This window comes from Coleofasciculus sp. E1-EBD-02, assembly GCF_040218245.1.
Taxonomy (GTDB): domain Bacteria; phylum Cyanobacteriota; class Cyanobacteriia; order Cyanobacteriales; family Coleofasciculaceae; genus Coleofasciculus.
Genome location: NZ_JAVJQN010000133.1, coordinates 1 through 7,965 on the forward strand (window position 1 = coordinate 1; position 7,965 = coordinate 7,965).

The 7,965-nt window shown below is 47.4% G+C and carries 4 protein-coding genes; 2 read left to right on the plus strand and 2 right to left on the minus strand.

Features of this window, described 5'->3' with window-relative positions; translation table 11 throughout:
- Positions 1-255: 255 nt before the first annotated feature.
- Positions 256-3,615 (plus strand): helicase-related protein, encoded by a 3,360-nt coding sequence (locus RIC07_RS21655; protein WP_446396331.1) that lies wholly within the window; start codon positions 256-258, stop codon positions 3,613-3,615.
- A gap of 234 nt (positions 3,616-3,849) precedes the next feature.
- Complete coding sequence (locus tag RIC07_RS21660) at positions 3,850-5,445, plus strand: gamma-glutamyltransferase family protein (protein WP_446396332.1); 1,596 nt, start codon at positions 3,850-3,852, stop codon at positions 5,443-5,445.
- A 1,157-nt stretch (positions 5,446-6,602) separates the two neighbouring features.
- Here RIC07_RS21660 and RIC07_RS21665 read toward each other — a convergent pair.
- Together RIC07_RS21665 and RIC07_RS21670 are read right to left on the minus strand one after the other, a co-directional pair.
- Positions 6,603-7,244, minus strand: coding sequence for a transposase (locus tag RIC07_RS21665; protein ID WP_446396333.1), 642 nt, complete (start codon positions 7,242-7,244; stop codon positions 6,603-6,605).
- A 115-nt stretch (positions 7,245-7,359) separates the two neighbouring features.
- The gene (locus RIC07_RS21670; protein ID WP_446396334.1) at positions 7,360-7,851 is read right to left on the minus strand and encodes a helix-turn-helix domain-containing protein; all 492 of its coding nucleotides are present in this window, start codon (positions 7,849-7,851) and stop codon (positions 7,360-7,362) included.
- Positions 7,852-7,965 lie beyond the last annotated feature (114 nt).

Genomic DNA, 7,965 nt, shown 5'->3' on the forward strand with positions numbered 1-7,965 from the left:
CCCACCAAGTTATCGGATTTATCGCCATCCCCAAAAAATCCCACGAATCGCTTGATTTCTGCTGTGATTTCAGGTACTATTTCACCATGGGAAAATGTGCGCTCCTATAACCCCCTTTTCAGGAACATTGGTATCCCTGACTATAAACTCTAAGTCTCAGAATTATTCTCCTTGAACTTACACCTCAGCCAATGTCAATGGTGCGTTAGCGAAGCGTAACGCACCCTACTGGCTTTGACGAATGACGAATAACAAATGCCAACTCACGATATCATCGACAACCGCAACCAAAAACTCGTAGACAGTATTAACTGTATCCTCGACTCCTCAGACGCCGCCCATTTTGCTGTCGGTTATTTCTTCCTTTCTGGTTTCATCGCCATCGCCCCCCGCCTCGCCACTATAAAGGAAATGCGGTTACTTATCGGTAATACCAGCAACCGCGAAACCATCGAACAACTCGCCGAAGGATATCGCCGCTTAGAATTAATTAAAGACCAAATCGAAGCCCAAACCTATCCCAAACGCATCCTCCGCCAGGAAATGGTAGCCCAAACTGCCGAAAATATCCGTTCTAGCGTGGAATTAATGGATCAAACCGATGCAGCGGAAACCTTGGTGAAAAACCTGGTACAAATGATCGAAGAAAAACGCTTACAGGTGCGAGTGTATACCAAAGGACGACTCCACGCCAAAGCCTACATCTTCGACTATGGTAAAGTTTATAACCAATTGGGACAACTCGTCGATCGCGCCGAACAAGGTATTGCTGTTGTCGGTTCCTCTAATCTCACCTTATCGGGCATTTCCCATAATACTGAACTCAACGTCATTGTTCACGGAAACGACAACCACCAACAACTCACCCACTGGTATAACCAACTCTGGGAAGACGCCGAAGACTTCGACGAAACCCTAATGCAGCAGATGCAGCAGTCGTGGGTAATGGCACCAACCCGCCCCTACGATATCTATATGAAAACCCTCTATATGTTAGTCCGCGATCGCATCCAAGAGGAAAACCGAATCGAAATTATCGCCGATGACGCGATTACCCAGCAACTCGCCGACTTCCAAAAAGTAGCCGTTAACCAAGCCATCAAAATTATCCGCGACTACGGCGGCTGTTTCGTCTCCGATGTCGTTGGCTTAGGGAAAAGCTTTATTGGCGCGGCGATTGTCAAACGGTTTGAACAAGTGGAACGCGCCCGCCCTTTAATTCTTTGTCCCGCCCCCCTCATAGAAATGTGGGAACGTTACAATGAAGTTTATCATCTCAACGCCCGTGTCCTCTCACTGGGAATGCTGCGAGATGATGGTGAAAATGGGGAAAACCGTCTCATCAACGACTTCCGCTATAAAGATAGAGACTTTATCCTTATCGACGAAAGCCACAACCTCCGCAACCCTAGCACCCAACGCTACAAAATCGTCGAAACCTTCCTCGCCACTGGGAAACAATGCTGCTTCCTCACCGCCACCCCCCGCAATAAAAGCGCCTGGGATATTTATAACCAGATAAAACTCTTCCACCCCGACGACAAAACCGACTTACCCGTAGACCCCCCGGATTTAAAAGCTTACTTTAAATTAGTCGAAAAAGGCGATCGCGACTTACCCAATTTATTATCCCATATCCTGATCCGCCGCACCCGCAACCACATTCTCCGTTGGTACGGCTTCGACGCCCAAACCCATCAACCCATCGAACCCGCCAACTTTTCCGCCTACCTCACCGGGAAACGCCGCGCCTATGTCATTGTGGGCGGGAAGCACCAATTTTTCCCCAAACGCCAATTAGAAACCATTGAATACAGCATCGAAGATACCTACCAAGGCTTATACCAACAACTGCGCCATTATCTAGGAAAATCCCGTAAACGCCAACTCACCAATCCCCCCGCCAATGAACTCTGTTATGCCCGTTATGGTATAGGCAATTATGTCTTAAAAGCCAAGCAGAAACAAGACCCCTATTCCAGCTTACAAACAGCCGGGGCGAACCTGCGCGGACTCATCCGGGTGCTACTCTTCAAACGCTTCGAGTCTAGCGTCGAAGCTTTCCGAGAAACCGTGAACAAACTCCTCAACGCCCATTATCTGTTTGAGAAAGCCTTAACTCAAGGATTTGTTCCCGCTGGGGAGGAAGCCCAATCGATTCTCTATGAACCCAACCAAGGCGAAGAACAAGACATACTTGATGCCTTACGTCAGGCGTCTGGAAAATACAAACTCGCCGACTTCGATGCCGAACGCCTACACCAGCATATTCACCATGATATCCAACTCTTCGAGAAAATTATCGCCTTAGTTCAACCCATCACCCCCGCCCAAGACACCAAACTACAAACCCTAAAATCCGGGCTAAACCAAGCCCCCCTAACCAACAGTAAACGCCTCATTTTCACCCAATACGCCGACACCGCCCGTTACCTCTACGACAACCTCAACCCCGACGGGAAACAGGATGATATTGAAGTTATTTATAGCGGCGATAAAAGTAAAGCCCGTATCGTCGGTAGATTCGCCCCCAAAGCCAACCCCGACTATCAATTTAGCCGGAATGAAACAGAAATTAACACCTTAATTGCCACCGATGTCCTCGCCGAAGGGTTAAACTTACAAGATGGCAACTTAATCATTAACTATGACCTGCATTGGAACCCAGTGCGCTTAATTCAGCGGTTTGGTCGAATTGACCGAATTGGGAGTGAAAATGATATCGTTTACGGCTTTAACTTTTTACCCGAAACCGGATTAGACAGAAATCTCGGCTTACGTCGCATCCTCGCCAACCGCATCGCCGAAATCCACGAAACCATCGGCGAAGATTCGGCAATTCTCGACCCCACGGAACAACTCAACGAAGACGCGATGTATGCTATCTATGAGAAAAATGGCGATAGCCAGCAACTGAGTTTATTTGAGGATAATGGGGAATTTTTAGACCTAAATGAAGCCGAAGAAATCCTGCGCCAGTTACAAAAAGATGACCCAACCGAATACAAACGCATCGCTAATTTACCCCATGGTATCCGCACCGCTAAATTCTCCCTAAATAAAGGATTATTCGTGTTCTGCGAAGCTTCCTATCCCAATCGCCCTGAGTTAAAAGGGTATCAGCAGTTAGTCTTACTCGATGACAAAGGAGAGATTGTATCACGGGATATTTCTCGCATTTTAGGACGACTAAAAAGCAGCGCCCAAGAAGAAGGATTATCCTTACCCCAAGATTATAATGCGGCGGTAATGAAAATTAAACGTCAATTTGCCGAAGACGTAAAACACCGCCAAGCGGAACGGGACTATAGCCGCAATCTCAGCCAAGGACAAAAATATAGTTTACGGGAACTCCGACTCTTTTTTGAAACAATTAACGATGAGGAAATAAAAGCCCAAATTAATCTATTAGAAAAAGCCTTCCGCGAACCCGTCACAACAGGACTAAAGCGCGAGTTAAATCGACTTAGACGTAATAATATAACCGGAAATGAACTATTTATCAAACTCAAGCAAGTTTACGCCCAATATGACCGACACGAATGGCTAAACCGTCGCCAAAAAGATGAGGATTACTTAGTTCCAATAATTGTTTGTAGTGAAGCCTTGGTTTGATGGAAGCTGGGGGAGATGGGGAAGCTGGGGGAGATGTAGGGGCAAAATTTATCATTAACGGGAAGGTTTTAACCCTGATGTCACTCAATGTAATCAGTGTAACTAATCTCTCACTTCCCTACCTCACTCTCTCTAATAAATCCGTGAAATCAGTGTTTTGACAAATGACAAATGACAAATGACAAATGACAAATGACAAATGACAAATGACAAATGACAAATGACAAATGACAAATGACAAATAACCTAACTCACTACCCCTACCCTTCAACGCGACGGGTAATCATGGGCAAACATGGTGCTGTCGCCACCAGCCAACCCCTCGCCACATTAGCGGGGATGGAGATGATTTGGGCGGGGGGAAATGCTGTTGATGCGGCGTTAGCGATCGCGATCGCACTCACGGTAGTTGAACCCACCTCTAACGGAATTGGTTCTGACGCCTTTGCCTTAGTCTGGGATGGTCAGTTACATGGACTCAACGCTTCCGGTAAAAGTCCTCAAGCCTTAACCCTAGACCATTTTACCGGGATGGAGGACATCCCCCAACGGGGGTGGTTACCCGTCACCGTACCCGGATGTGTATCGGCTTGGCGAACATTATGGCAACGGTGGGGAAAATTACCCTTTGAGCAATTATTTGCCCCGGCGATTCGCTATGCTCGGTCAGGATATCCCGTTTCTCCGGTTACCGCAACCGCTTGGAAACAGGCAGAGGCGATTTTCCTCCCCCTGAAGGGGCGAGAATTTGAGCCGTTTAAATCTGTATTTTTTCCCAATAACCGGGCGCCACATCCGGGAGAGGTGTGGGGAAGTGAGGCTCATGCCCAAACCTTAACCCAGATTGCCCAAACGGGGGGTGAATGCTTTTATCAGGGAGATATGGCTGGTGCGATCGCGAATTTCGCGGCGGATACGGGGGGCTTATTAACCGTAGCTGATTTCGCTACCCATCAAGCGGATTGGGTGAACCCGATTTCCACTACCTATCGAGACTTACGGGTTTGGGAAATTCCCCCCAATACTCAAGGATTAACGGCACTAATCGCCTTGAATATCCTAGAAGGATTCGACTTACGTCAATATCCCCGTGACTCGGTGGAAAGCTATCATCTGCAAATTGAAGCCATGAAGTTAGCTTTTGCCGATGCCAAGCGTTATATCGCCGATCCTCGGTTTATGGATGTAGCAGTTAAGCAACTCCTGGATAAAGACTATGCCCAAACCCGTCGCCAATTAATCACAGACACCGCGATTCCCTTAGCCCAACCCGGTTTAGCCAAAGGTGGAACCGTCTATTTAGCCGCCGCCGATGGGGAGTTGATGGTGTCGTTGATTCAATCGAATTATCAAGGCTTGGGCAGTGGGATTCTGATTCCAGGTACAGGTATTGCCCTGCACAATCGCGGGTGTGGTTTCACCTTAGAAACAGGTCATCCCAATCAAGTCGCACCCGGAAAACGTCCCTATCATACGATAATTCCCAGCTTCCTCACCCAAGACGGTCAACCCTTAGGACCCTTTGGCGTCATGGGGGAATATATGCAGCCCCAGGGACATCTACAAATGGTCGTGAATCTGGCAGACTATGGCATGAATCCCCAAGCAGCACTAGATGCCCCACGATGGCAGTTTATCGCCGGAAATCAGGTACTTTTAGAGCCAACAGTACCGTCTCATATTGCCTTGGCACTTGCCCAACGGGGACATCATATTGAACGGAGTGCCGACAGGAAACGGTTTGGCAAGGGTCAGATAATTTTACAGCAGGGAGGCGTTTTCGTTGCCGCATCTGAACCCCGTGGGGATGGGTTGGCATTGGCGCAGTAGGGGCGGGTTTATACCGAGTTGCGCTCAAACATAGTAGATAGGAAAAGCAGGGGGAGCAGGGGGAGCAGGGGAAGCAGGGGGAGGGAAAGTTATATCTTTAGAATGCAATTTGGTATTAGGCACTCAATGTTGAATCCCACCGATAACATCTGTAGCAAAACCCGCCCTGACTAACGTCAAAACCAGATTCCTTCAAAGGTTGTGAAGCCCTCCCGACACCCGACACCCGACACCCTACACCCGACACCCGACACCCCACACCCCATACCCTGCCTACACCTCAACTCCCTTGTCACCCCTCGATAAGATCGTCATTCATTTGTCATAACCTTGTCACACCCCCTTTCTAAAGTAGAGAGTGAAGCAAGTTCCCTCTAGTGCAGCTCGGCAGAAATACTTGAGCAGCTCATCTTAGAGTAAAATGGAACAATGAAGCCAAAAAAACTGGATGACCTAATCAAATATTACACTCACAACAACCTTCGCTATGTCTGACCCCTGTCCCCTCCCCGGATCTGGCGAATAGGAGGTATAACCCTCTGTTCAATCTAAACAACTGTAGAAAATAATATCCAACCCCAATAGTTTCAGGGATAGCTGAAGCTTTTACAGTGCAAACGTACTAGACTAGGCGCTAAGCTTTATCCCGTAATAGTTTTAGCAATCAACCTCTCAAAAATAGAAACCATGTTAGTCTGGCAAGCGCTTCATGATCGCGAAGCGCTTGTAAATAGACAATCTTATCGGTTGAAACTCCCGCTATCATTGGGATTGAGCGCGATGGTACATAAAATGAGGCGCGTCAAAAATCGCCGCAAGGCGCATGGTGAGGCAGTTTCAATTTTATGTAGGGTGATATCATGTCCCTACGATTGCCCATAATTGCAATGCTGCAATAACAGGGGTTTCAGGCGTTTTTATTAGGGGTGTTTGACCGGACATGATATGAACTTCAGTTTGACGCCAAAGTCAGCAGCCAGTAGCGGTCACAGGATTTTTGAGGGAAGCGTGCGATCGCGTGATGTTATGTCCTGACGATTGCCAATAATTGCAAGGCTATTTGAATAAGGGTTTTAGGCATTTTATAAGTGAGAAAGCGAGAAAGCCCGAAATTAAATACAGCGTATTGCCCAAAAATGGGATGCTCTTGTATCATATCATTCAAGCTTGTTGCCACCCTTGTACTTCCATTGAAAGGGTTTAGACATAGTACGGTTGAAGTAATCAATGAATTCTAAAATGCGAGAGCTTAATTCCACAGTAGAGGTAAAACTGGCACGACGGAGCAAGCGTCTCACTAAAATACTGAACCAACACTCAATCTGATTTAACCAAGAGGTATGTTTTGGGATGTAAACGAAACGAATACGGTGGTTGGTATCAGACAAAAAAGCGGCACGGCTGGTCATGGACTTAAGAATCCCTTTTTGTTCCTTCACTCCCAAGTCGGTATCGATTTGACAGCAAGCAGCAACCAGTCGCACCAGGGAAGCTGATTTGTGAATGTTGAGTTGGTCAACCAGAAAAATCCACTCCCCATCCGGGTCAGTTTCAATGGTATTGGCTATATGGTTGGCAAAGTCGCATTCTTGGCGAGTTGGACTAATCGTAGGAGCGATTGCTTTTCCTGTAGCAATCTCCAAATTGGCAATTAGGCTAACTGTACCATGGCGAATGTACTCAAATTCTTGGTATTCAATGCGCCCTGGTTTCATCGGTAAAGTTCTAGCCGCACGTTCGAGTGCCTGGATGCCTGTCATCTCATCGGTACTTACCAGATGAATTCCTTTTTCAGACAAAGTTTGAGCTTGTTCATACAACTGGCAAATGGCTGTTACCTGTTGTTTGAATTCTTCTGGGTCATCCGGGTTAGCATTGAGCCAGTAACGACTTCGATGGGGTTGTAAAGTTGCCTCATTTTAAAAAACGTCCCACACTGCGCGGGGAAATCTGCTCTACTATACCTCGTTTGACTATTTCCGAGACTAACTCTTGGGCTGTCCAGTGACTCACTGGATGCCCCACCCTAGGGGGCGACTCGCAAGCCAGGGCGACAATCTGTACGACTTGCTCCGTTGTAAATGTAGCTGGAGTACCTGATCGGGGTGCATCGGCTAAAACGGCTATCATCATTTGTAGCAGTTGTTTGTCGCTGATACCCTCGCCTTCCATACTTATCATATGGTTAGCTGCCGCCGACCAGCGCTGTCGCCACCTCCGTACCGTGTTACGTGCCAATTGCAACTGTTGAGCTATCTGACTATTGTTCATACCCTCGGCAGCCAATAAAACTACCATTACCCGTTGCACTAATCCTTGAGGACTACTGTAGCGACGCACTACCTGTTCGAGTAAAGTTCGCTGTTGCTGTGATAATTTAATCCTCAGGGGACGGGGGTCAGGCATGGCTAAGGTTGTTATGAGTGCAATAGTTTGATTAGGTCATCCAGTTTTTTTGGCTTCATTGTTCCATTTTACCCTAAGATGAGCTGCTCAAGTATTTCTGCCGCGCTGCACTAG

Coding starts and splice junctions, on each gene's coding strand:
- RIC07_RS21655 (WP_446396331.1), top strand. CDS start 256: ATGCCAACTCACGATATCATCGACAACCGCAACCAAAAACTCGTAGAC.
- RIC07_RS21660 (WP_446396332.1), top strand. CDS start 3,850: ATGACAAATAACCTAACTCACTACCCCTACCCTTCAACGCGACGGGTA.
- RIC07_RS21670 (WP_446396334.1), bottom strand. CDS start 7,851: ATGCCTGACCCCCGTCCCCTGAGGATTAAATTATCACAGCAACAGCGA.